The organism is Streptosporangium nondiastaticum, from assembly GCF_003011965.1.
Classification (GTDB): Bacteria; Actinomycetota; Actinomycetes; order Streptomycetales; family Streptomycetaceae; genus Streptomyces; species Streptomyces nondiastaticus.
Map to the genome: position 1 here is coordinate 1 of NZ_PXWG01000066.1, position 22,404 is coordinate 22,404.

At 74.8% G+C, this 22,404-nt stretch carries 18 protein-coding genes; 11 read left to right on the forward strand and 7 right to left on the reverse strand.

Annotated features, from left to right (window positions below; all coding sequences use genetic code 11):
• Positions 1-58 precede the first annotated feature (58 nt).
• The 7 genes from B7P34_RS21910 to B7P34_RS21940 form a co-directional block, all read right to left on the reverse strand.
• A complete protein-coding gene (locus B7P34_RS21910) occupies positions 59-565 on the reverse strand; it encodes a flavin reductase family protein (RefSeq protein ID WP_106678998.1) in 507 nt (168 codons plus the stop codon).
• Between the two features lie 10 nt (positions 566-575).
• Entirely contained in the window at positions 576-1,802 is a 1,227-nt protein-coding gene (locus tag B7P34_RS21915; protein WP_106679000.1) for an MFS transporter, read from the reverse strand.
• Positions 1,799-3,004 (reverse strand): acyl-CoA dehydrogenase family protein, encoded by a 1,206-nt coding sequence (locus tag B7P34_RS21920; RefSeq protein ID WP_106679002.1) that lies wholly within the window; start codon positions 3,002-3,004, stop codon positions 1,799-1,801. The genes B7P34_RS21915 and B7P34_RS21920 overlap by 4 nt, the downstream gene beginning before the upstream one ends.
• A 55-nt stretch (positions 3,005-3,059) precedes the next feature.
• Positions 3,060-4,226 carry an acyl-CoA dehydrogenase family protein gene (locus B7P34_RS21925; protein WP_223268094.1) on the reverse strand — a complete coding sequence of 389 codons (1,167 nt, stop codon included), beginning with the start codon at positions 4,224-4,226 and terminating at the stop codon, positions 3,060-3,062.
• Positions 4,223-4,486: an acyl carrier protein gene (locus tag B7P34_RS21930; protein ID WP_106679004.1), complete on the reverse strand. Its 264-nt coding sequence runs from the start codon at positions 4,484-4,486 to the stop codon at positions 4,223-4,225. Before B7P34_RS21930 ends, B7P34_RS21925 begins: the two co-directional genes overlap by 4 nt.
• Before the next feature lie 67 nt (positions 4,487-4,553).
• The gene (locus tag B7P34_RS21935; protein ID WP_106679006.1) at positions 4,554-6,098 is read right to left on the reverse strand and encodes an amino acid adenylation domain-containing protein; all 1,545 of its coding nucleotides are present in this window, start codon (positions 6,096-6,098) and stop codon (positions 4,554-4,556) included.
• Complete coding sequence (locus B7P34_RS21940) at positions 6,095-6,955, reverse strand: alpha/beta fold hydrolase (RefSeq protein ID WP_106679007.1); 861 nt, start codon at positions 6,953-6,955, stop codon at positions 6,095-6,097. The genes B7P34_RS21935 and B7P34_RS21940 overlap by 4 nt, the downstream gene beginning before the upstream one ends.
• Positions 6,956-7,360: 405 nt before the next feature.
• Here B7P34_RS21940 and B7P34_RS21945 point away from each other — a divergent pair, with 405 nt between their 5' ends.
• From B7P34_RS21945 to B7P34_RS36850, 11 genes are all read left to right on the forward strand, one after another.
• Positions 7,361-8,197 carry a M55 family metallopeptidase gene (locus tag B7P34_RS21945; protein ID WP_106679047.1) on the forward strand — a complete coding sequence of 279 codons (837 nt, stop codon included), beginning with the start codon at positions 7,361-7,363 and terminating at the stop codon, positions 8,195-8,197.
• The gene (locus B7P34_RS21950; protein WP_106679010.1) at positions 8,190-9,542 is read left to right on the forward strand and encodes a M20/M25/M40 family metallo-hydrolase; all 1,353 of its coding nucleotides are present in this window, start codon (positions 8,190-8,192) and stop codon (positions 9,540-9,542) included. The genes B7P34_RS21945 and B7P34_RS21950 overlap by 8 nt, the downstream gene beginning before the upstream one ends.
• Positions 9,543-9,669: 127 nt before the next feature.
• Positions 9,670-11,673, forward strand: coding sequence for a prolyl oligopeptidase family serine peptidase (locus B7P34_RS21955; RefSeq protein ID WP_106679012.1), 2,004 nt, complete (start codon positions 9,670-9,672; stop codon positions 11,671-11,673).
• Between the two features lie 221 nt (positions 11,674-11,894).
• Positions 11,895-12,683: a 2,3-dihydro-2,3-dihydroxybenzoate dehydrogenase gene (locus tag B7P34_RS21960; protein WP_106679014.1), complete on the forward strand. Its 789-nt coding sequence runs from the start codon at positions 11,895-11,897 to the stop codon at positions 12,681-12,683.
• 194 nt (positions 12,684-12,877) lie between these two features.
• The gene (gene dhbC, locus B7P34_RS21965; protein WP_106679016.1) at positions 12,878-14,098 is read left to right on the forward strand and encodes an isochorismate synthase DhbC; all 1,221 of its coding nucleotides are present in this window, start codon (positions 12,878-12,880) and stop codon (positions 14,096-14,098) included.
• Positions 14,095-15,747: a (2,3-dihydroxybenzoyl)adenylate synthase gene (locus tag B7P34_RS21970; RefSeq protein WP_106679018.1), complete on the forward strand. Its 1,653-nt coding sequence runs from the start codon at positions 14,095-14,097 to the stop codon at positions 15,745-15,747. Before dhbC ends, B7P34_RS21970 begins: the two co-directional genes overlap by 4 nt.
• Positions 15,748-15,782: 35 nt before the next feature.
• A complete protein-coding gene (locus tag B7P34_RS21975) occupies positions 15,783-16,415 on the forward strand; it encodes an isochorismatase family protein (protein WP_106679020.1) in 633 nt (210 codons plus the stop codon).
• A gap of 6 nt (positions 16,416-16,421) precedes the next feature.
• The gene (locus tag B7P34_RS21980) at positions 16,422-16,652 is read left to right on the forward strand and encodes a phosphopantetheine-binding protein (protein WP_030367800.1); all 231 of its coding nucleotides are present in this window, start codon (positions 16,422-16,424) and stop codon (positions 16,650-16,652) included.
• A complete protein-coding gene (locus B7P34_RS21985) occupies positions 16,649-20,662 on the forward strand; it encodes a non-ribosomal peptide synthetase (RefSeq protein ID WP_223268095.1) in 4,014 nt (1,337 codons plus the stop codon). Before B7P34_RS21980 ends, B7P34_RS21985 begins: the two co-directional genes overlap by 4 nt.
• 10 nt (positions 20,663-20,672) lie before the next feature.
• Positions 20,673-21,449: a 4'-phosphopantetheinyl transferase family protein gene (locus B7P34_RS21990; RefSeq protein WP_223268096.1), complete on the forward strand. Its 777-nt coding sequence runs from the start codon at positions 20,673-20,675 to the stop codon at positions 21,447-21,449.
• Between the two features lie 133 nt (positions 21,450-21,582).
• A complete protein-coding gene (locus B7P34_RS36850; protein WP_146166891.1) occupies positions 21,583-22,377 on the forward strand; it encodes a hypothetical protein in 795 nt (264 codons plus the stop codon).
• Positions 22,378-22,404: the final 27 nt, after the last annotated feature.

Consider the following 22,404-nt stretch of genomic DNA (forward strand, 5'->3'; position numbering starts at 1 on the left):
GGCCCTCGCCGCCGTGCGGACCCCGGACGGCGGCGAGGGCCCCGCGCCCCGGGGCCGGCTAGGCCTCCGGCCACGTCGCGTACGTGCGCATCCCGTACAGCAACGGCGCCCGGTCCGCCCCCGGCAGGGGTTCCGCGCGGAATATCTCGCCGATGATCACCGTGTGGTCGCCCGCACGGTCCAGGCGGTGGACGCGGCATTCCGCCGCCACGCGCGCGTCCTCCGGCAGCAGCGGCAGCCCCGTGGCCGGGGACCGCTCCCACGGCACGGCGGAGAAGCGGCCGGCGTCCCGGTGGGCGAAGGCGTCCGCCGCGCGGCGCCCCGCGCCGTGCAGGAGGTTGACGGCGAACCAGCCCCGCTCGGCGAGCACCGGCAGGGTGCTGCCCGTGTTGGAGGCGCACACGAGCAGCAGCGGCGGGTCGAGGGACACCCCGCACCACGCGGTGCAGGCGAATCCGTACGGCGTGAGGCCGTCGTCCGTGGTGACGACGGCCACTCCGCCGGGGTGGGAGGCCATCAGGGCGCGGTAGCTGTCGGGGTCGACGGGGGAGAGCGCGGTGGTCATGGCGGGGTCCTCATCGGTTCGTGGTGCGGTTGCCGAGGGCCGTGGTGACGCCGATGCTGCCCAGGCACAGCACCGTGATCACCGCGGCGAAGACGCCGGCCGCCGTCATGAGCGTGCCGTTCGCCAGCAGCACGGCCACGCCGACGACCGGCACGGTCAGGCCCAGGTACGCGGCGACGAAGAAGCCGGAGACCAGTTCCGAGACGCGGTCGGGCGACGCCTGGGCCGTCACCAGCGCGAGGCCGGACTTGAACGAGGTGCCCGCGCCCGCGCCGCCCAGCAGGGAGCCGCACAGGAAGACGGGCAGGGAGGCGGCGGACAGGCCCGTGAGGATGAGGGCGAGCCCGAGCGGGACGGCGGTCATGCCCACGGTCAGGCCGGTGCGCGGCGCGAGCCGCACCGCGAGGAGCTGGGCGGCCCCCGCGGAGCCGAAGGCGCTGAACGCCACCAGGCCGACGGCGAGGTGGCTGTGGTTGTGCAGCCCCTGCACGAGGAAGTTGCCGGCCAGCGCGGCCAGCAGGCCCAGCAGGGAGAAGGAGGCGAAGACCGCGGCGGCCGCGGCGGCGAACGGCCGCCGCACGGCCGGCGGCACGCCGATCCGCTGCGGGCGGATGCCGCCCCCGCGGGCGACGGCCTGCTCGGGCAGCGCCCACAGGGCGAGGCCGGGCAGCAGCAGCACGATCAGGACGGTGTACGGCAGGACGGTGGGCGCGGGCGCGTACTCGACGAGCACGCCGGACAGGAGCGCCCCGCTGCCGAGCCCGGCCATGTTGGTGACCGAGGTGATCAGGGCGGCGCGCGGCGGCGAGGGATGGAGTTCTCTGAGGTAGGCGGTGGCCGCGCCGGTCGTCAGCCCCACCGAGATCCCGGAGAGCAGCCGTCCGGCGAACAGCCCGGGAAGGGTGGGGAAGGCGATGAAGACGACGCCGCTCACCGCGGCCACGGCCAGCGCCGGGACGAGCGTGGCCCGCCGCCCGATCTTGTCCGACAGCCCGCCGAAGAGCAGCAGGGCGGCCAGGATGCCCACCGCGTAGGCGGCGAAGACGAGGGCGACGACGGGCGGGGACAGGTGCAGCCGCTGCGCGTAGAGGGCGTAGACGGGCGTCGGGACGGTGCCGCCGGTCATGACGACGAACAGCACGTACGTCACCGCGGGGACGGCGGCGCGCGGGATGCCCGGCGCGGCGGGGGCCACGGCCCCCGCCGCCCCGGCGCGCCGCTGCGTGTGGGCCCTCACCAGTCGAAGGCGGTCGCGTCGTACAGGTTGACACCGAGCGCGGCCTTGCCCAGATACTCCAGGCACTCCTCCGGTTTGGCGGGCATCACGGAGGCGAAGGACGCCTCGCGCAGCAGCCGCTCCAGCGGCAGGGACCGGCTCACGGCGGCCGAGCCGCAGATGCGGACGGCGTCCTGCGCGAGCGCGGGGCCGGTCTCGCCGACGACGTACTTCGCCGCGTGCACCGCGGCGTTGGCCTCGGGGGTGCCGCGGCCCGCGTCGACGCGCGCCCCGGCCTCGGCGACGAGGGCCCGCGCCGCGGCCAGCCGCGCGGACATCCGGCCGAGCTCGCGCTGCAGCACCGGCGAGCCGGCCCGCTTGGGGGACGCGGCCACGTGGTCAGTGGTGAAGCGCAGGATCGCCTCGGAGATGCCCAGGTACGCGCCGGTGTACCCGGCGATCATCCAGTGCGGCTCGCGCACGAGCTTGTACAGGGACATGCCCTCGACGCCGAGGAAGAGCCGCGAGCGCGGCACCGTCACCGCGTCGAGGACCATGCCCGCGGTGCTCGTGCCGTACATCGCGGAGAGGCTGTGCACCTCCCCGAAGCTCACGCCGGGATCGTCCGCGGCGACGACGAAGTGCGAGACCTCGCCGCTGCCCTCGGTGCCCTCGGCGCGGGCGGCGACCACGTAGTAGTCGGCGACGCCCGCCAGCGAGACGAACGACTTCTCGCCGGTGATGACGTAATCGCCGTCCGCGGTGCGGCGGTAGGACGTGCGCACGCCGCGGAGCTTGGCGCCGCTGCCGGCCTCGGAGGTGGCGGAGGCGAACAGCTTCTGTCCGTTGATCACCTCGTCGAACAGCCAGGTCCGGAAGGCCTCCGCCGCGGGCGGCAGGGGCGTGCCCGCGGACTCGCACAGCGAGCCGATGGCGACGTTGTGCATGTTGAAGCCGAGGGCGGCGGCGCCGTTGTGGGCGCCGAGCACCGCCAGCACCTGCGAGTAGGCGGCGAAGCCGAGCCCGGCCCCGCCCGCCTCGCGCGGCACGAGCAGGCCCGGGAGGCCCGCCTCGCGGAGGATGCGGTACGTGTCGTGACCGTCGGAACGGCCCGCGTCCACGTCGGCCGCGTGGGGGGCGAGGGCCGCCCCCGTCTCCTCGGCGAGCGCGAGGATTTCGTCGAATTCGGCGGGCAGCAGCCCGGTGGGCAGGGACAGGGCCATGAGGGGCCTTTCGGAAATCGGGTTCCCGGCGGGAACCGTTCTTCGGGCGCGGGATTCAGTTCTCGACGGGGAGCCCGAATTCACGGGCGACACCGATGCGCAGCAGGTCGTTGGGGCCTGCATAGGTGAGGGCCGCCATCGGGCTGTGCAGATCGGCGGGGAGTTCGGAATCGGCGATGAAGGCCCGTACGCCGGACAGCGCCGTGGCGTGTTCCGTCAGCCGGACGTAGTCCTCGGAGACCGAGATCTTGGTCAGGGCGGCCTCCGCCGACAGCCGGCGCGTGGGCGTGCCCGCGTCCAGCCGCGCCGCCATGCCGTACAGCAGCGTGCGGGAGCGGTGCAGCACGAGCGCCATGTCGCTGATGCGGGAGGCCACCTGGTGGCTGGCGCCCATGCGGCGGCCGAAGTGGCCGCGCTCGGACGCCCAGTCCGTCAGGCGCCGCAGGGTGCGGCGCATGGGGCCGAGGGCGTAGCCGAGCAGCAGGGCCCGCTCCCACGTGGTGGTGGAGGTCAGGAGCGCGAGCCCCGAGCCCTCCCCGCCGACGAGGCTGCCGGCCGGCAGCCGCACGCCGTCGAAGACCAGCTCGCCCATCGGGACGCCGGGCAGTGCCGTCTTGGCGAAGGCGTCGGCGCGGGTCACGCCCGGGGTGGAGACGGGAAACAGGAAGGCGGACAGGGAGAACGGCGAACGGCCCTCGCCGGTGCGGGCGAAGACGAGCGCGAGATCGGCGACCGGGGCGGCCGTGATGAACGTCTTCGCGCCCTCCAGGACGTAGCCGTCGCCGTCGCGCCGGGCGCGGGTGTCCATCGACAGCGGGTCGCTGCCGCCCTTGCGCTCGGTGAGCGCGTGGCACAGCAGCTCCCCGCCGTCCTGGATGCGGGCCACGTCCTGCCACGCGGCGGCGGGGAGCGCCGCGCGCAGCGGGTACTCCATGCCGAACACCTGGGAGGCCATGGCGTAGACGACACCGGGGTCGACGCCGGCCAGGCCGATGCCCTCGATCATGGCGAGCGAGCGCGTGACGGACCCGGGGGCGGCGCCGGCCTCCGGCACGGGAGGGCCGAGACGCAGCACACCGAGCCCGGCGAGGGCCTCCCACTGGTCGCGGAAGCCCTTCCCGGCGAGCTGCTCCACCAGCGGCAGGGCCAGGTCGCGGTACTCGTCCACGACGGCCTCGGCCCCGTCGGGCCCTGAGCGCAGCAGCGTGTCTACGGCATTCACAGCGCCGCCCCCGCCCTGATGTTCTCCACCACGCCCCACAGGGCCTGCGGGCTGCGGAAGTTGGCCGCGACGATCTCCGTGTCCGGCAGCACGATGCCGGCCTGCGCGTCGAGCGCGGCGACGATCTGCATGATGGACAGCGAGTCCAGCAGGCCCTGTTCGAGCAGCGGGGTGTCGGGGCTCAGCTGCTGCGGCTCCTCGCCGCGCCCCCACGTGATCTTGCTGCTGATGAGGGTGCAGAGTTCTTCTACGGTGTTCACTGCGGTTTCCTCCGTTGTGGTGCGTGCTCACTGGTGCGTGATGCGTGGTGCGTGGCGGGCGGTCGGGTCAGTCGGTGCGGGCGGCGAGTGCGCGGCGGTCGACCTTGCCGCGGGCGTTGACGGGGAGGGCGGCCGTGGGCACGACGCGGTCGGGCAGCATGCGCAGCGGCAGGAGCCCGCGCAGCCCGGCGAGGGTCTCCTCGGCGCCGGCCCCGTCGCCGTCGCTCTGGACGTACGCCCAGAACTCGCCGTGGTGCGGGTCTTCTTTGGCGACGACCGCGGCGGCCGTGACGTGCGGCAGCGACAGCACGGCGCTCTCGACGTCGAGCAGGTCGATGCGGTGGCCGCGCCGCTTGACCTGCGAGTCGCCGCGGCCGCGCAGGAAGACGCGCCCGTCGGCGGTGATGCGGCCGAAGTCGCCGGTGGCGTAGGCGCGGCGGGCGACGCCGTCGCGGAAGCGCACCGTGCGGGTCGGGTCGGTCAGGGCCCCGTCCTGCAGGTAGCCCTGGAAGACGGTGGCGCCGGCGACGTGGATCTCGCCCGTGCCGTCGGTGGGCAGGCCGTCCTCGCCGAGGACATCGACGACGTCGCCCTCGACGGCCCTGCCGATGGTCGCCTCCTGGTCCGCGGTCCAGTCGGCGGGCACCCGGCTGTACGTGCAGACGTTGGTCTCCGTCGGCCCGTACAGGTTGTAGAGGGGCACGTCGCCGAGGAGACGCAGGTAGCGCTCCAGGGGGCGCGGGGCGAAGGGCTCGCCGGCGAAGGCGGCCACCCGCAGCGAGGGCGGGAAGTCCTCGTCGATGCCGCCGCGTTCGAGCATGCCCTGGTAGAGGGAGGGCACCGCGTAGAAGGCCGTGATGCGCTGTTCGCGGAGCCAGCCGACGACGTCGCGGGGGAAGGAGCGCAGGACGTCCGGCATGAGGACGGCGCAGGCGCCCGCCGCGGCCGTGCTGAACAGGTCGAACGTGGTGAGGTCGAAGGTCAGGGCGGCCTGGGAGCCGACCCGGTCCGTCTCGGTCAGGGCGAGCTCGGCGGCGGCCCACAGCGCGAAGTGGGCGACGTTGGCGTGGGAGAGGAGCACTCCCTTGGGGCGGCCGGTGGAGCCGGAGGTGAAGAGGACGTAGCCGCCGCGGTCGGTGGGCGCGGGCAGCGGGGCGGGCTTCTGCGCGGCCGGGAGCGTGCGGACCCAGTTCAGACCGTGCTCCAGGACGCCCTCGGCGGGCTCCGGGCCCGCGCCCGCCTCCTCGGCGGCCCGCCGGCAGCCGGCGAGCGAGCGGTCGGAGGCGAGGAGCAGGGACAGCCCGGCGCCGCGCACCATGTGGGCCGTGCGGACGGGCGGGTCCGCGACGTCGAGCGGGGCCGTGACCGCGCCGGCGCGCAGGGCGGCGTAGATGCCGAGGACGGCCTCGGGCCCCTTGGGCGCGAGGACGCCCACGCGGTCGCCGGGCTCCAGGCCGGCCTCGGCGAGCTGCCGCGCCAGCTCGCCCACGGCGCGGTCGAGTTCGGCGTAGGTCCAGGTGCGGCCCTGGGCGGTGAGGGCGGGCCGGCCGGGGTGCCGGCGGGCGGCCGCGGCGAGCAGGCCGTCCAGGCGGACGTCGTCGGTGTCGCTCATGGGCGGGCCTCCTGGCGCGAGGGCTCTGCACGGTCTGCACGGTCGTCTGCGGGGTCTGCGGGGTCTGCGGGGTCTGCGGGGTCTGCGGGGTCTGCGGAGCCGCCGGGGCGGCTCGCGAGGAACGTGGCGACGGCGTCGATGACCTCGTCGGTCCGTTCGAGGTGCGGGGTGTGGCCGCAACCGGCGAGCTCCAGCCGCTGCACGGGCCCGCCGAGGCCGCGCTCGGCCGCGTCGAGGTGGGCCGTGGTGCCGTACGGGTCGCGCTCGCCCTGGACGAGGAGCACGGGGGCGGTGGCGCCGGCCAGGTCGCCCTCGATGTCCCAGGCGCGGAACGCCTCGGAGAGCCACAGGCCGCTCCAGCGGCGGAACACGGTGTGCGGGTCCTGGTGGTAGAAGGCCAGCTCCTTGGCGAGCGGCCCGGAGTCGTGGGCGGCGCGGGCGGCCGCCACGCCGCGGAGCGTCCGCTCCTCGGCGAAGAGGTGCGGGGCGATGGCGACGACGGCCTCGGCGGGGTGGGCGGCGGCGTGCAGCAGGGCGATCGAGGCGCCTTCGCTGTGGCCGACGAGGACCGGGCGTTGGATGCCGAGCTTGCCGAGCAGTTCGGGGAGGACGTCGTGCGCCTCCTCGTGCAGGGAGCGCGGGGTGCGCTCCTGCGGTGCCGGTCCCGAACTCCCGTGCCCGTGACGGGAGAAGACCAGGGTGCGCCGGCCGGTGGCCGCCGCCAGACGGGCCGGGAAGCGCCGCCACATGGCGATGCAGCCGAGGCCTTCGTGGAGGAGGACGAGGGGAGCCGCTTCGGGACTGCCTTCGAGGACGGTGTATTCGACAGGCCCTCGGGATAACGCGACGGTGGGCATGCGGAGTCCTTGGGGTAAGGGCCGGTTGCGGGGAAAACTCTCGGTGGAGCACGCCGGCCAGCGCCGGGAACCGATAATTGCCGACGTCAATGTCGGCGTCAACTGCCTTTTTATTTGACATAGTTGGCTCAACCATCCAGCGGGCGTGGTAGAATGCGGAAATCCTCGGAATGGGTAATTCCCCCCAGTTGCCGGTAGCGGTTTACCTCTATCCCGCCCGGGCGTCTTCCGGGTGGTTCCGAACTGTTCTCCGGGGGACGCTTCCGCGGTCTCCGCAATACGCCGAACGCGTGATCGACGGCCGGTCCCGTACGCCGAACGGCCGCTCCCCGGCCGCGGTCCGCCGCGGCGACTGCTGCGAGCACCCGTGCGGCGGCCCCTCACCTGCGGTAGGACTGATGCATGGTGAAGATCCTGATCTCCGCGGACATGGAGGGCGTCACCGGCGTCACCTGCCCGGCCGACGTGCTGCCCGGCGCCTCGCAGTGGGAGAGATGCCGCCACCTGTTCACCTCCGACGTGAACGCGGCGGTCGCCGGGTTCTTCGACGGGGGTGCCGACGAGGTCCTCATCAATGAGGCGCACTGGAGCATGCGCAATCTGCTGCTGGAGAAGCTGGACGAACGGGCCCAGATGCTCACGGGCAAGCACAAGACGCTGAGCATGGTCGAAGGCGTCCAGCACGGCGACGTCGACGGCGTCGCCTTCGTGGGCTATCACACGGGCGCCGGCACCCCGGGCGTGCTGGCCCACACCTACCTCGCCAACTCCATCACCGGCGTGTGGGTGGACGGCGCGCGGGCGAGCGAGGGGTTGCTCAACTCCCTGGTCGTCGCCGAATACGGTGTCCCCGTGGTGCTGGTGACGGGCGACGACCTGACCTGCGCGGACGCCAAGGGATATGCGCCGCACGCCCGTTCGGTGGCCGTCAAGGACTGCGTCTCGCGGTACGCGGCCGTCTGCCGCCCGCCCGCGCGCACCGCCGAGGACATCCACACCGCGGCCGAGGAGGCGGTGGCCCTCGCCGTGCGGTACGAGCCCGCCAGGGGCACCGGCCCGTTCACCGTCGACGTCGAGTTCGACGCGGACCACCTGGCCGGCGCGGCGACGGTGGTTCCCGGCGTGGTGCCGAGCGGCGAGCGGCGCGTCTCGTACACCACGGCGACCATGTACGACGGCATCCGCTGCTTCAAGGCGGTCACGACCGTCGTGTCGGCCGCGGTGGAGGAGCAGTATGGCTGAGATCATGACGGAAGAGGCCGGGACCGGACTGGACGAGCGCGCGTTCGACGAGGCGGTGCGCTTCACCTCGGACCTGATCCGCCTCGACACGACCAACCGGGGCGGCGGCGACTGCCGGGAGCGGCCCGCCGCCGAGTACGTCGCCGAGGCACTGAGCGACGCGGGCATCGAGCCGGTGGTGCTGGAGAAGGAGCGCGGCCGGGCGAACGTCGTCGCCCGTCTCCCCGGCACCGATCCGGGAGCGCCCGCGCTGCTGGTCCACGGACACCTCGACGTCGTCCCCGCCGACCCCGCGGAGTGGAGCGTCCACCCCTTCTCGGGCGAGGTCCGCGACGGCGTGGTGTGGGGCCGCGGCGCGGTCGACATGAAGAACACCGACGCGATGGTCCTGTCGGTCGTGCGGGCCTGGGCGCGCACGGGCGCCCGGCCCCCGCGGGACGTCGTCCTCGCCTTCACCGCCGACGAGGAGGACCGTGCCTGGACGGGCGCCGCCTTCCTCGCCGAGGAGCACGCGGAGCTGTTCGAGGGCTGCCGGTACGCCATCGGCGAGTCGGGCGCGTACTCCTTCCACGCGGACGGCGGGCTGCGGCTGTACCCGGTGGCGGCGGGGGAGCGGGGCACGGCCTGGCTCCGGCTCACCGCGCGCGGCCGGGCGGGCCACGGCTCCAAGCCCAATCAGGCCAACGCGGTCACCCGGCTGGCCGAGGCCCTCGCCCGGATCGGCCGGCACCGCTGGCCGGTGCGGATGTCACCGACCGTGCGCGCCGCCCTCGTCGAGATCGCCGCCCTGTACGGCATCGAGGCCGACCCCGGCGCCCCGGGCTTCGACGTCGACGCGCTCCTCGCCGAGCTGGGCCCGGCGGCCCGGCTCGTCGCCCCGACGGTCCGCAACAGCTCCAACCCGACGATGCTGGACGCCGGCTACAAGGTCAACGTGATCCCCGGGACCGCCGTGGGACACGTGGACGGGCGCATCGTGCCGGGCGGCGAGGAGGAGTTCCGCACGACCATGGACGAGCTCACGGGGCCGCACGTGGACTGGGAGTACTACCAGAAGGGGCGGGCGCTGCAGGCCCCGCTCGGCACCGAGCTGTTCGCCCGGATGCGGGAGGCGGTCGAGCGCTTCGACCCCGAGGGGCACGTGGTGCCGTTCTGCATGTCCGGCGGGACCGACGCCAACCAGTTCTCGCGCCTGGGCATCGACTGCTACGGCTTCGCCCCCCTGAAGCTGCCCGAGGACATCGACTACCAGGCGCTGTTCCACGGCGTCGACGAACGGGTCCCCGTCGAGGCGCTGCACTTCGGCGTCCGGGTGCTGGACCACTTCTTGATGAGCACGGCTTGATGAGCACAGCTTGATGAGCACGGCCTGATGGGCGCGGCTTGGTGAGCACAGCTTGGTGAGCACGGCCTGATGAGCACGGTTTGACGAAGCCGGTCCGACGGACCGTCACGAGGAGGCGTAGCAGATCATGGTGTCCACGGTGCCCTACGGAGCCTGGCAGTCCCCGGTCGGCGCGGAGCTCGCCGCGTCGCACGGCGGCGGCCCGGACTTCGTGGGCACGGCCGGTGACGAGCTGTGGTGGGTGAGCCCGCGCCCGGCGGAGGAGGGCCGCTTCACCCTGGTGCGGCGGCGGGCCGGCGGCCCGGAGGAGACGGTGCTGCCCGCTCCGTGGAACGTGCGCAACCGCGTCATGGAGTACGGCGGCCTGCCGTGGGCGGCCGCGGCGCGGGAGGCGGGCGGCCCGCTGGTGGTCTTCACCCACTTCGCCGACCAGCGGCTCTACGCGTTCGAGCCCGACGCCCCGGCGGGCGGCGGCCGGAGCGCCCCGCGGCCGCTGACGCCCGTGTCGTCCGTGGGCGGCGGGCTGCGCTGGGCCGATCCGGTGCTGCTGCCGGACCGGGGCGAGGTGTGGTGCGTCCTGGAGGAGTTCACCGGCCCCGGCCCGTGCGACGTGCGCCGGCTGCTCGTGGCGGTGCCGCTGGACGGCTCGGCGGCGCGGGACCGCGGCGCGGTCCGGGAGCTGACGGACGGCCGGAACCGCTTCGTCACCGGGCCCCGGCTCTCGCCGGACGGGCGGCGGGCGGCCTGGATCGCCTGGGACCACCCCCGGATGCCGTGGGAGGGCACCGAGCTGAAGGTCGCCGAGGTCTCCGCGGACGGGCGGCTGTCCGGCGCGCGGACGGTCCTGGGCGGGCCGGAGGAGTCCGTGCCCCAGGTGGAGTGGGCCGCCGACGGCTCGCTGGTGGCGGCGAGCGACCGCTCGGGGTGGTGGAACCTGTACCGCGTCGACCCGGAGTCGGGGGAGAGCACGGCGCTGTGCCGCCGCGAGGAGGAGTTCGCCGGCGCGCTGTGGCGCGTGGGGCAGCGCTGGTTCGCGCCCCTGCCCGGCGGGCTGATCGCCACCATTCACGGCCGGGGCGCCGCCGTCCTCGGCGTCCTCGACCCGGCGAGCGGCGAGATCGCCGACGTCGCCGGGCCGTGGACCGAGTGGGCGCCGACCCTGGCCGTGGCCGGCACCCGCGCGGTGGGCGTCGCGGCGAGCCCGCGCAGCACGTACGAGGTCGTCGAGCTCGACGCCTGCACGGGCCGGGCCCGGCCCGTCGGCGCCCGGCACGCCGACCGCGTGGACCCCGCCCACTACCCCGAGCCGCTGGTGCGCACCTTCGCGGGGCCGGGCGGGCGCGAGGTGCACGCCAACCTCTACCCGCCGCGCAACCCCGGCCACACCGCCCCCGAGGGCGAGCTGCCGCCCTACGTGGTGTGGGCGCACGGCGGCCCGACCGCCCGGTCGCCGCTCGTGCTGGACCTGGTGACGGTCTTCTTCACCTCGCGGGGCATCGGCGTGGCCGAGGTCAACTACGGGGGTTCGACGGGTTACGGGCGCGCCTACCGCGAGCGGCTGCGCGGGCAGTGGGGCGTGGTGGACGTCGAGGACTGCGCGGCGGTGGCCGTGGGGCTGGCCTCCGAGGGCCTCGCCGATCCGGCGCGGATCGCGGTCCGCGGCGGCAGCGCGGGAGGCTGGACGGCTGTGGCGTCGCTCGCCGCCACGTCCCTCTACGCCTGCGGCACGGTCCTCTACCCGGTGCTGGACCTGGAGGGCTGGACGGCGGAGGGCGGCACGCACGACTTCGAGTCGCGCTACCTGGACTGGCTGATCGGCCCGTGGGACGAGGTGCCCGCGCTGTACGCCGAGCGCTCGCCGCTGCACCGGGCGGACCGGATCTCCACGCCGTTCCTGCTGCTGCAGGGGCTGGCCGACCCCGTCTGCCCGGTCGCGCAGAGCGAGCGGCTGCTGGCGGCGATGGCCGGCCGGGGGGTGCCGCACACCTACATCGCCTTCGAGGGCGAGGGCCACGGCTTCCGCCGGGTCGGGACGGTCGTGCGGGCGCTGGAGGCGGAGCTCTCCCTGTACGCGCAGACCTTCGGGGTGACCGCGCCGGGCGTGCCGGCCCTGGAGCTCGTGGCGACCTGACGTACAGCCAGTTCCCTTCCTGCCGGGGGCGGTCGCCGGATCAGCCGGGGGCCGCCCCCCTATAGGCAAGAGCGTGAGGTTAGCCTAACCTAAGCCTTGTTGTGCGCCCCCCCGCGCGTGCAGCGGTGGGGGCGCCCCTGTGGCGGGCGGTGATCCCGGCCGGGCAGGGTCATGTAAGGTAAGGCTTACCTTAGTTTTGAACCGGAATCGGGGGAACCACCGTGCAGCAGTCAGAACTCTCCGGCCGCGTCGCGCTGGTCACCGGCGCCGGGCAGGGCATAGGCGAGGCCGTGACCCGTGCCCTCGTCGCCCGGGGAGCGCGCGTCGCGGCCGTCGACTGGACCCCTGACGGCATCAAGGACCTGGAGGCCGAGTTCGGCCGGGACGGCGATAGAAGGGTCACCGCGCACACCGCCGACGTCGCCGACAGCACCGCCGTCGAGGCCGTCGTCGACGAGGTCGAGCACACCGTCGGCCCGCTGGACATCCTCGTCAACGTCGCCGGCGTGCTGCGCACCTCGCCCGTCGTCGACATCACCGACGACGTCTGGCACCGCACCTTCGCCGTGAACTCCACCGGCGTCTTCAACACCTCGCGCGCCGCCGCCCGCCGGATGACCGAGCGCCGCTCCGGCTGCATCGTCACCGTCGGCTCCAACGCCGCGGGCGTGCCGCGCACCAGCATGGCCGCGTACGCCGCCTCCAAGGCCGCCGCCACCATGTTCACCAAGTGCCTCGGCCTGGAGCTGGCCCGCAGCGGCATCCGCTGCAACGTCGTCTCGCCCGGCTCCACCGACACCGCGATGCAACGCGGGCTGTGGGCCGACGAGCAGGCGCCGCAGCGCGTCATCGACGGCGACCCCGGCTCGTACCGCGTCGGCATCCCGCTCGGCCGGATCGCCGAACCCTCGGACATCGCCGACGCGGTCGCGTTCCTCGTCTCCGACCGCGCGCGGCACATCACGATGCACGACCTGTACGTCGACGGGGGCGCGACGCTGCGCGCCTGACGGCACCGTCTCCCGGGGCTCCGCCCCGGACCCCGGTCCTCAGTCGCCGGACGGCTCAGATTTTCTGAGCCGTTTTTCTGAGCCGTCCGGCGACTGAGGACACCGCGCGCGGCCCCCCACAAGGCCGGCCCCCGCCCGAACACTTCACGCAAGACCCACCCGGTGCGACCCACCGGAGGAACGGAGCAGCAAAGGTGACCACCGCTCACCACGTCGCGGACCGGCCGGGCGGCAGCGAGCCCGGCGCCCCCGTCAGGGGTGACACCGTCGGCGCCGCCACCTCGCTGCTCGACGCCTACGAGCCGGGCCGGGCCCGGTTCTTCGCCTCTCCGACCCGCACCCTGCTCGCCCACGGCGTGCGGGCCGAGGTGCCGCACGGCACCGCCCCCGTGGCGCAGCGCGTCGCGGAGACCCTCGCCGCCCGCGTGCGGGCCGGTGACGCGGCCCCGGTCGTCGTCGGCGCGATCCCCTTCGACCAGGCCGCGCCGGCCGCGCTGGCCGTGCCCGAGGCCGTCCGCTGGGCGCCGCCGCTCGCCGAGGACCCACTGGTCGCGCTGCCGGCCGCCGCCCCCGTCGCAGCCCGCTGGGACATCCGGCCCGTGCCCGAGCCCGCCGGCTACGGCGCGGCCGTCGCCGAGGCCGTCCGCCGCATGCGGCGCGGCGACTTCGCGAAGGTCGTCCTCGCCCGCACCCTGGAACTCTCCTCCGACCGCGACCTCGACCTGCCCGCGCTGCTGCAGCGCCTCGCCCGCCGCGACCCCTCCGGCTACACCTTCGCCCTGCCGGCCGGCCCCGGCCGCACGCTGCTCGGCGCGAGCCCCGAACTGCTGGTCTCCCGGCGCGGCGGCACGCTCGTCGCCAACCCGCTGGCCGGCTCCACGCCGCGCAGCGCCGACCTCGCCGAGGACGTCCGCCGCGCGGCCGCCCTCCTGGAGTCGGAGAAGGACCTGCACGAGCACGCCGTCGTCGTGGACGCCGTCCGCGAGGCCCTCACCCCGTACTGCCGCAGCCTGCACGTGCCCGAGCGGCCCACGCTGGTGCGCACGGCCGCCATGTGGCACCTGTCGACCACCGTCACCGGCGAGCCGGCCGACCCGGCGGTGTCCGCGCTGGAGCTGGCCTCCGCGCTGCACCCCACGCCCGCCGTGTGCGGCACCCCGACCACCACCGCGCGCGACGTCATCGGCGAGCTGGAGCCCTTCGACCGGGGCTTCTTCACCGGCATGGTCGGCTGGGGCGACGCGAACGGCGACGGCGAATGGGTCGTCACCATCCGCTGCGCCGAGGCCGAGGAGCGCACCCTGCGGCTGTACGCCGGCGCGGGTGTCGTCGCGCAGTCCTCGCCGGAGGCCGAGACGGCCGAGACCGGCGCCAAGTTCCAGACGTTCCTGCAGGCTGTGGGGGTTGACCAGTGACCGAGACGACCGACGCTCCGGGCTATCCGGCGGAGTTCGCCGAGCGCTACCGCGCGGCGGGCTACTGGCGGGGAGAAACGTTCGGGCAGATGCTGCGCGACCGTGCGCAGGCGCACCCGGACCGGATCGCGATCGTGGACCCCTCGGGTGAGGGGCGGCGCTGGACGTACGGCGAGCTCGACCTGCGCGCCGACCGGCTGGCCGCCGGCTTCCTCGCCCACGGCATCGGCAAGGGCGACCGCGTCGTCGTCCAGCTCCCGAACGTCGCCGAGTTCTTCGAGGTCGTCTTCGCCCTCTTCCGCATCGGCGCCCTCCCCGTCTTCGCGCTGCCCGCCCACCGCGAGACCGAGATCCGCCACTTCTGCGCCTTCACCGAGGCCGCCGCCTACGTCATCGCCGACGTCAGCGAGGGCTACGACTACCGCGAGCTCGCGTCGAAGGTCCGCGCCGAGGTCCCCGGCCTCAAGCACGTCTTCGTCGCCGGCGACCCCGGCGAGCACACCGCGCTGGCCGCCGTCCCCACCGAGCCGGTGGCCGTCATCCCCGACGCCCCCGCCCCGCACGAGCTGGCCTTCCTCCAGCTCTCCGGCGGCTCCACCGGCGTGCCCAAGCTCATCCCGCGCACCCACGACGACTACATCTACTCGCTGTGGGGCTCCAACGAGATCTGCGGCGTCGACGAGGACAGCGTCTACCTCTGCGCCCTGCCCGCCGCCCACAATTTTCCACTGAGCTCCCCGGGCACGCTCGGCGCGCTCTACGCCGGCGCCCGCGTCGTCCTCGCCCGGCGCCCCAGCCCCGACGTGGCCTTCCCGCTCATCGCGGCCGAGGGCGTCACGATCACCGGCCTGGTCCCGCCGCTCGCCCTCGTGTGGACCGAGGCCGCGGCGGAGACCCCGTACGACCTGAGCAGCCTTCAGGTCCTGCTGGTGGGCGGCGCGAAGTTCAGCGAGGAGGCGGCACGCCGGGTGCGCCCGGCCCTCGGCTGCACCCTGCAGCAGGTCTTCGGCATGGCGGAGGGCCTGGTGAACTACACCCGGCTGGACGACCCCGAGGAGATCATCGTCACCACCCAGGGCCGGCCGATCTCGCCCGCCGACGAGGTCCGCGTCGTGGACGACGAGGACAACGACCTGCCCGCCGGGGAGACCGGCCACCTGCTGACCCGCGGCCCGTACACCATCCGCGGCTACTGGCGGGCCCCCGAGCACAACGCCACGGCCTTCACCGCCGACGGCTTCTACCGCACCGGCGACGTCGTCCGCCGCACGGAGACCGGCCACCTCGTGGTCGAGGGCCGGGCCAAGGACCAGATCAACCGCGGCGGCGAGAAGGTCGCGGCCGAGGAGATCGAGAACCACATCCTCGCCCACCCGGCCGTGCACGACGCCGCCGTCGTCTCCATGCCCGACGCGTACCTCGGCGAGCGCACCTGCGCCTACGTCGTCCTGCGCGAGGGCGCCGCGCCGGTCAAGTCGATCGCCATCAAGAAGTTCGTCCGCGAGCGCGGCCTGGCCGCCTTCAAGGTCCCCGACCGGGTGGAGTTCGTGACGGAGTTCCCGCAGACGGGCATCGGCAAGGTGTCGAAGAAGGACCTCCGCGCGGCCATCGCCGCGCAGGTCGCCGCCGCAGCAGCAGCACAGCGCTGACAACGCAGAGAACCGAGAAAGGCTCACCGACCACCATGGCACTGCCCGCCATCGCCCCCTATCCCATGCCGGGGGCGGCCGACCTGCCCGCGAACAAGGTCGCCTGGACCGTGGACCCGGCCCGCGCCGTGCTGCTCGTGCACGACCTGCAGAACTACTTCCTCGACGCGTTCGAGGCCGGGGCCTCGCCCGTCACCGAACTCCTCGCCAACGTCACCGCCGTGAAGAAGGACTGCGAGCGGCTCGGCGTCCCCGTCGTCTACTCGGCCCAGCCCGGCGGCCAGAGCCCCGCCGAGCGCGGCCTGCAGCAGGACTTCTGGGGCCCGGGCCTGCCCGACGACGAGCGCGCCAAGGCCATCGCCGACGCGGTCGCCCCCGCCGAGGGCGACACCGTCCTGACGAAGTGGAAGTACTCCGCGTTCGTCCGGACCGACCTCGCCGAGCGCATGGCCGCACAGGGCCGTGACCAGCTGGTCATCGTCGGCGTGTACGCGCACATCGGCGTCATGATGAGCGCCTGCGACGCCTGGATGCGCGACATCCGGCCCTTCCTCGTCGCCGACGCCGTCGCCGACTTCTCGGCCGAGGACCACGCCACGGCACTGCGCTGGGCCGCCGCCAAGTGCGCCGTGGTGACCACCACCGACCGGCTCTTCGAAGGGGCGTAACTCCCGATGGCACTCACCCTCGACCAGATCCGGGCCGACGTCGCCGACGTGCTCGGCGAGGACCCCGCCGACATCCCCGACGACGAGAACCTCGTCGACTACGGCCTCGACTCGGTCCGCATCATGACCCTCGTCGAGCGCTGGCGCCGCGACCACGGCACCGACGTCACCTTCGTGGCCCTCGCCGAACAGCCGGCCATAGAGCAGTGGGCACCGCTGCTGGGGGCGGGAACGTGAACGCCCGCACCCTCGACCGGGCGGGGGCGCGTCCCCTGCCCGGCCCCTCCGGCGCGGGACGGTCCCCCGCGCCGGAGGGGCTGCCCCTGACGGCCGCCCAGTCGGGCATGTGGTTCGCCCAGGCCCTCGACCCCGGCAGCCCCGCCCTCGGCACCGCCGAATACCTGGAGATCCACGGCGACATCGACCCCGCCCGCTTCGCCGAGGCCCTGCACCGCACCGTCGGCGAGGCCGACGCCCTGCGCGTCCGCATCGCCGACACCCCCGACGGCCCGCGCCAGTTCCCCATCGCCGTCGAGGCCCCCGGCCACGGCTTCCCGCTGCACACCGCCGACCTGCGCGGCGAGCGCGACCCGGACGCGAGCGCCCTCGCGTGGATGCGCGCCGGCCTCGCCGAGCCCTTCGACCTCGCCCGCGGCCCGCTCTTCTCCCACGCCCTCCTGCGCACCGGCGACGCCCGCTGGCTGTGGTACCAGCGCGTCCACCACGCCGTCCTCGACGGCTACGGCTACTCCCTCGTCGCCCGCCGCGTCGCCGAGCTCTACACCGCCCTGGCCACCGGCGAGGACCCGGCCCCCAGCCCCTTCGGCCGGCTCGCCGACCTCGTCGCCGAGGACGCCGCCTACCGCGACTCCGCGACCCGCACCCGCGACCGCGCCCACTGGCTCACCGCCTTCGCCGACCGCCCCGAGGCACCCACCCTCGCCTCCTCGGCGGCCCCCGCCCTGCCCTCCCGCGGCCACCTGCGCGCCACCGCCCACCTCGACCCCGCGGCCACCGCACGGCTGCGCCGCCTGGCCGCGTCCGTCCGGGCCACCTGGACCGACGTCCTCTTCGCCGCCCAGGCCCTCTACGTCGCCCGCGCCACCCGCAGCGAGGACGTCGTCCTCGGCCTGCCCATGATGGGCCGCATGGGCTCCGTCGCCCTGCGCGTGCCCGGCATGGTCATGAACGTGCTGCCGCTGCGCCTGACCGTCACCCCCGGCACGACCTTCGCCGAACTCGTCCACCAGACCGTCCTCGGCATCCGGGCCGCCCGCCGCCACCAGCGCTACCGCTACGAGGACATCCGCCGCGACCTCGGCCTCCTCGGCGAAGGCCGGCCGCTCACCGGCCCGCTCGTCAACGTCATGCCCTTCGACTACGGGCTGACGTTCGACGGCGCCCGGTCCGACGCGCACAACCTCGCCCCCGGGCCCGTCGACGACCTCACCATCGGCATCTACGACCGCGCCGACGGCAGCGGCCTGCGCATCGACCACGACGCCAACCCCGCCCGCTACGGCCAGGACGAACTCGCCGCCCACCAGGCCCGCTTCCTGGACCTGCTGACCCGCCTCGCCGAGCGCGACCCGCACCTGCCGACCGGCGGCCTCGCCCTGGCCACCGCCGCCGAGCGCGAACAGGTCCTCGGCGAGTTCAACGACACCGCCACCGCGGTCCCGCCCACCACCCTCATCGGCCCCGTCGAGGCCCGCGCCGCCCGCACCCCGCACGCCACCGCCCTGGTCCACGGCGCCCAGACCCTCACCTACGCCGAGCTCAACGCCCGCGCCAACCGGCTCGCCCGCCACCTCGTCGCCCTCGGCGTCCGCCCCGGCACGGTCGCCGCCGTCGCCCTGCCGCGCTCCACCGAGCTCGTCGTGGCCCTCCTCGCCGTCCTCAAGGCCGGCGGCGCGTACCTGCCGCTCGACACCGCCGACCCGGCCGCGCGCCTGCGCGACGTGCTGGAGACCGCCGCACCCGTGTGCGTCGTGACCGACCGCGCCGGCACCGCCGCCCTCCCCGCGGGCGCGCCGCCCGCCGTCGCCCTCGACGACCCCGCGCTCGGCGAGGCGCTCGCCGCCCACCTCCCCACCGACCCCGGCCGGGCCCTGACGCCCCAGCACCCCGCGTACGTCCTGCACACCTCCGGCTCCACCGGAGCCCCCAAGGGCGTCGTCGTGCCGCACTCGGCGATCGACAACCGGCTGCGCTGGATGCAGGCGCAGTACCCGCTCGCCCCCGGCGACCGCGTCCTGCACAAGACCCCCGTGGGCTTCGACGTCTCCGTGTGGGAGCTGTTCTGGCCGCTGCGCGAGGGCGCCACCCTCGTCGTGGCCGGGCCCGAAGCCCACCGCGACCCGGCGGAGCTCGCCCGCACCCTCCGCGAACACGACGTCACCGTCACCCACTTCGTGCCGTCCGTGCTGCAGCTCTTCCTCGCCGAGCCCGGCGCCGCCGGCTGCACCGCGCTGCGGCACGTCTTCAGCAGCGGCGAAGTCCTCCCGCGCGCCACGGCCGACGCCTTCCACCGGCTGCTGCCCGGCACCCTGCTGCACAACCTCTACGGGCCGACCGAAGCGGCCGTCGACGTCACCCACCACACCTGCCGCCCGGGCGACACCGGGCCCGTCCCCATCGGACGGCCCGTCTGGAACACCCGCCTCTACATCCTCGACGAAGCCCTGCACCCCTGCCCGCCCGGCGTCCCCGGCGAGCTCCACCTCGCCGGCGCCCAGCTCGCCGACGGCTACCTGGGCCGGCCGGACCTCACGGCCGAACGGTTCGTGGACGACCCCTTCGCCGGCCCCGGCGCGCGCATGTACCGCACGGGCGACCTCGCCCGCTGGCGGGCGGACGGCGAAGCCGAGTACCTCGGCCGGACCGACCGCCAGGTCAAGCTGCACGGGCGCCGCATCGAGCTCGACGGCATCGAGGCCGCCCTGCTGGCCGACCCCCGCGTGCGGGCCGCCTGCGCCGTCGTCCGCGAGGACCGGCCCGGCGACCGGCGCCTGGTCGCCTACCTGACTCCGGCCTCGGCGGATGCCGCCGCCGAGGCCGGCCCCGACGCCCTGCGCGAGCTGCCGGCCGCGCACCTCCCCGCGAGCACGGTGCCGGACGCCGTCGTGGTCCTGGACGCCTTCCCCACGGGCCCCAGCGGCAAGCTCGACCGCGGGGCGCTGCCCGCCCCCGCCCCCGAGGCGGACACCGGCGGCCGCGCCCCCGCCGGGCCCCGCGAGGAGGCCCTGACGCGGCTGTTCGCCGAGGTCCTCGGGCTGCCGCACGTCGGCGTCGACGACAGCTTCTTCGCCCTCGGCGGCACGTCCCTGCTCGCGGCGCGCCTCGTCGCCCGGATCCGGGACGTGCTGGGCGCCGGCGGAGAGGAGCCGCTCTCCCTGGGCACCCTCTTCCGCGCACCCACCCCGGCCGCCCTGGCCCGGCGGCTGGGCGACGAGGACGGTACGGGCTTCAGCTCACTGGATCCCGTGCTGCCGCTGCGCGCGACCGGCAGCCGCACGCCCCTGTTCGCCCTGCCCCCGGCCGCCGGCCTCGGCTGGTGCTACACCGGGCTGCTCACCGGACTCGGCCCCGACCAGCCCCTCCACGCGCTCCGGGCACGCGGGTTCGCGCCCGGCGAAGCACTGCCCGCGACGCTGGAGGAGATGGCCGAAGACCACGCGGACCGCATCCGGGAGATCCAGCCGTACGGCCCCTACCGGCTGCTCGGCTGGTCGGCGGGCGGCGTCCTCGCGCACGCCGTCGCCGTACGGCTGCAGGAAGCCGGCGAGAAGGTCGAGCTCCTCGCGCTGCTCGACGCCTATCCCGCGGGCGCCGCGTTCGAGGAACAGGCCGTCCTCGGCGCCCTGCTGGACATGGCGGGCCGCGCCCGCGACGGAGCCCTTACACGGGAAGGCGTCCTCGCCGCCCTCGGCGCCGCCGGCGGCCCCTTCGCCGCCCTGACCGGCCGGACGCTGCAGTCCGTCGTCGACGTCGCGCTCTCCACGACGGCCCTGGCCGGACGCCACCCGCACCGCGTCTTCGACGGCGACGTCCTCTTCTTCACCGCGGCGGACACGGACCGGGCCGGCCCGGCCCCGGCCGGCGCCGTGACGAGGGAGGCGTGGCGGCCGTACGTCACGGGTAGGGTGATCAACCACGATGTCGGCTGCGCGCACGCACACATGACGCGGCCGGAACCGATCGCGGAGGTCGCCGAGGCGGTGACCCGCTACCTGGGAGAGGGCTGAGCGGATGGGCGTGAGCGGCGGGCCGGGCATACGGCCCGGGGTCCTCGGCGAGGACCCGCTGCCGGGGGCGTGGACGCCGGGCGGGCCGCCGCGCGTATGGCTGCTGAACCTCGCCGGCCTACGGCCGGCCGGCTCCACGAACGAGGACCAGGCGGCCGGTGAGCCACTCGACGCCGCACTGCGCGACCACGACCGCATCCTCGACCCCGCGGAGCGGGAACGCGCCGCCGCGTTCGTGCGCGACCTGCACCGCGACCGCTACATCGCCTCCCACATCGGGCTGCGGCTCCTCCTCGGCGCGTATCTGGCCACCGACCCGGCCGAGGTCGTGCTCGTGCGCGAGCCGTGCCCCGGCTGCGGCGGCCCGCACGGCCGCCCGGCCGTCGCCGGCGCGCCCCTGCACTTCAACCTCTCGCACGCGGGTGACCTCGCGCTCTTCGCCTTCGCGGACACCCCGGTCGGCGCGGACGTCGAGCAGCTCCAGCCCGCCGACGTGGTCGAGGAGGTGGCGCGCGTCCTGCACCCCACCGAGACCGCGGAGCTGGCCGCGCTGCCCGCGGAGCAGCGCCCCGAGGCCTTCGCGCGCTGCTGGACGCGCAAGGAGGCCTACCTCAAGGGCACGGGCACGGGCCTGTCGGAGAACCCTTCGGTGACGTACGTGGGCACAGGCCCCGGCCCGGCCTCCCCGGCGGGGTGGACGCTGAGCGACGTCGAGGCCGTGCCGGGATACGCGGCGGCCGTCGCGGTCGCGAACGCGCGCGTCCCGCACGCACCGCACGGGCGATAACGGCGCGGGGGCGCATTCCGGGAGCGCGCGGGGGCGAGGGGCCGAATATACGGCGCACGGCCCGGCGGCATTCCCCTGAATTTCCTATAACCTGGCTGGTCCGCGGAGGGTCGTGACGCATCGGGGGGAAATCATGCCGACCTCTGCTTCGATCATCCTGTTCGTCTTCGGGGGCCTCATGGTCCTCATCTCCCTGCTGGGCAGCGGATTCTCGGTCCGGGAAATCTCCTTTCCCCGGATCAGCCCGGTGATCCGGTCCACGGCGGCACTGCTCGGGGCCGGCCTCGTGGTGACCAGCATCGTCCTGCTGGCAAATAAGGATTCCGGAAAGCCGGTGGCCGATCCTCCGCCGGGAACAGCACCGCCGAAATCCGTACCGGCGTCATTACCGGCACCACCTTCGTCCCAGCCGCCCGCGCAGCCGTCCTCGGCCGCCCCGCCGCCGCCCGAGCCCTCGGCGCCCGTGCCCGGGGCGCCCCGGGCCTCGGGGGCGACGGCGTCCCTCCTCGCCCACGTGCCGGACACGATCCGCCCGAGCTGCTCCGACGGCGACGCGTCCAAGTTCCCGGCGTCGGTCGTCGCCGTGGTCGCGTGCACCCCGGCCGGGGGATTTCCCGTCATCTACGCCCAGTTTGTCGACGACATCAGCACCCAGGGCGGATTCCAGCGGCTCGTCAGCGACGTCACCTTCACGCAGAGCTCGTGCGGCCCGACCGTCCCGCTCAGCGGCCGGCAGAAGTACAACAACGGCGGAAAGGTGGTCGGCGAACTCGCCTGCCACCAGGATCCGGACGACGGCGACGCCTATCTCACGTGGTCGAGCGAGGACGTGAAGATCATCGCGCAGGCCCACGCCCCGCTCGCCTCGTACGGGCCGCTGCTCGCCTGGTGGAAGAACGCGGGCCCGCTGCACGGCACGGCCACGTGAGGAAGCGGGAAACCGGAAATGGTGACG

Coding starts and splice junctions, on each gene's coding strand:
- B7P34_RS21910 (WP_106678998.1), bottom strand. CDS start 565: ATGACCACCGCGCTCTCCCCCGTCGACCCCGACAGCTACCGCGCCCTG.
- B7P34_RS21920 (WP_106679002.1), bottom strand. CDS start 3,004: ATGGCCCTGTCCCTGCCCACCGGGCTGCTGCCCGCCGAATTCGACGAA.
- B7P34_RS21935 (WP_106679006.1), bottom strand. CDS start 6,098: ATGAGCGACACCGACGACGTCCGCCTGGACGGCCTGCTCGCCGCGGCC.
- B7P34_RS21940 (WP_106679007.1), bottom strand. CDS start 6,955: ATGCCCACCGTCGCGTTATCCCGAGGGCCTGTCGAATACACCGTCCTC.
- B7P34_RS21950 (WP_106679010.1), top strand. CDS start 8,190: ATGGCTGAGATCATGACGGAAGAGGCCGGGACCGGACTGGACGAGCGC.
- B7P34_RS21955 (WP_106679012.1), top strand. CDS start 9,670: ATGGTGTCCACGGTGCCCTACGGAGCCTGGCAGTCCCCGGTCGGCGCG.
- B7P34_RS21975 (WP_106679020.1), top strand. CDS start 15,783: ATGGCACTGCCCGCCATCGCCCCCTATCCCATGCCGGGGGCGGCCGAC.
- B7P34_RS21980 (WP_030367800.1), top strand. CDS start 16,422: ATGGCACTCACCCTCGACCAGATCCGGGCCGACGTCGCCGACGTGCTC.
- B7P34_RS36850 (WP_146166891.1), top strand. CDS start 21,583: ATGCCGACCTCTGCTTCGATCATCCTGTTCGTCTTCGGGGGCCTCATG.